The organism is Enterobacter sp. WPR_3_1 (genome assembly GCF_003635055.1).
Classification (GTDB): domain Bacteria; phylum Pseudomonadota; class Gammaproteobacteria; order Enterobacterales; family Enterobacteriaceae; genus Enterobacter; species Enterobacter ludwigii.
Genome location: NZ_RBXU01000007.1, coordinates 1,345 through 2,758, shown reverse-complemented (window position 1 = coordinate 2,758; position 1,414 = coordinate 1,345). Strand labels below are relative to the sequence as shown.

Below are 1,414 nucleotides of genomic sequence, written 5' to 3'. Positions count from 1 at the left end.
CTTCGGCGTTGTAAGGTTAAGCCTCACGGTTCATTAGTATCGGTTAGCTCAACGCATCGCTGCGCTTACACACCCGACCTATCAACGTCGTAGTCTTCAACGTTCCTTCAGGAGACTTAAAGTCTCAGGGAGAACTCATCTCGGGGCAAGTTTCGTGCTTAGATGCTTTCAGCACTTATCTCTTCCGCATTTAGCTACCGGGCAGTGCCATTGGCATGACAACCCGAACACCAGTGATGCGTCCACTCCGGTCCTCTCGTACTAGGAGCAGCCCCCCTCAATTCTCCAGCGCCCACGGCAGATAGGGACCGAACTGTCTCACGACGTTCTAAACCCAGCTCGCGTACCACTTTAAATGGCGAACAGCCATACCCTTGGGACCTACTTCAGCCCCAGGATGTGATGAGCCGACATCGAGGTGCCAAACACCGCCGTCGATATGAACTCTTGGGCGGTATCAGCCTGTTATCCCCGGAGTACCTTTTATCCGTTGAGCGATGGCCCTTCCATTCAGAACCACCGGATCACTATGACCTGCTTTCGCACCTGCTCGAGCCGTCACTCTCGCAGTCAAGCTAGCTTATGCCATTGCACTAACCTCCTGATGTCCGACCAGGATTAGCTAACCTTCGTGCTCCTCCGTTACTCTTTGGGAGGAGACCGCCCCAGTCAAACTACCCACCAGACACTGTCCGCAACCCGGATTACGGGTCTACGTTAGAACACCAGCCATTAAAGGGTGGTATTTCAAGGTTGGCTCCACGCAGACTGGCGTCCACGCTTCAAAGCCTCCCACCTATCCTACACATCAAGGACCAGTGTTCAGTGTCAAGCTATAGTAAAGGTTCACGGGGTCTTTCCGTCTTGCCGCGGGTACACTGCATCTTCACAGCGAGTTCAATTTCACTGAGTCTCGGGTGGAGACAGCCTGGCCATCATTACGCCATTCGTGCAGGTCGGAACTTACCCGACAAGGAATTTCGCTACCTTAGGACCGTTATAGTTACGGCCGCCGTTTACCGGGGCTTCGATCAAGAGCTTCGCGTTGCCGCTAACCCCATCAATTAACCTTCCGGCACCGGGCAGGCGTCACACCGTATACGTCCACTTTCGTGTTTGCACAGTGCTGTGTTTTTAATAAACAGTTGCAGCCAGCTGGTATCTTCGACTGATTTCAGCTCCACCCGCAGGGGCTTCACCTACATATCAGCGTGCCTTCTCCCGAAGTTACGGCACCATTTTGCCTAGTTCCTTCACCCGAGTTCTCTCAAGCGCCTTGGTATTCTCTACCTGACCACCTGTGTCGGTTTGGGGTACGATTTGATGTTACCTGATGCTTAGAGGCTTTTCCTGGAAGCAGGGCATTTGTTACTTCAGCACCGTAGTGCCTCGTCATCACACCTCAGCGTTAATA

At 53.0% G+C, this 1,414-nt stretch carries 1 rRNA gene (cut by a window edge); it reads right to left on the bottom strand.

Annotated elements, in window-relative coordinates:
• Positions 1 to 12: 12 nt before the first annotated feature.
• Positions 13 to 1,414, bottom strand: a 23S ribosomal RNA gene (locus BJ887_RS23000) (its annotated part continues 1,344 nt past the right edge of the window); the annotation flags it as partial.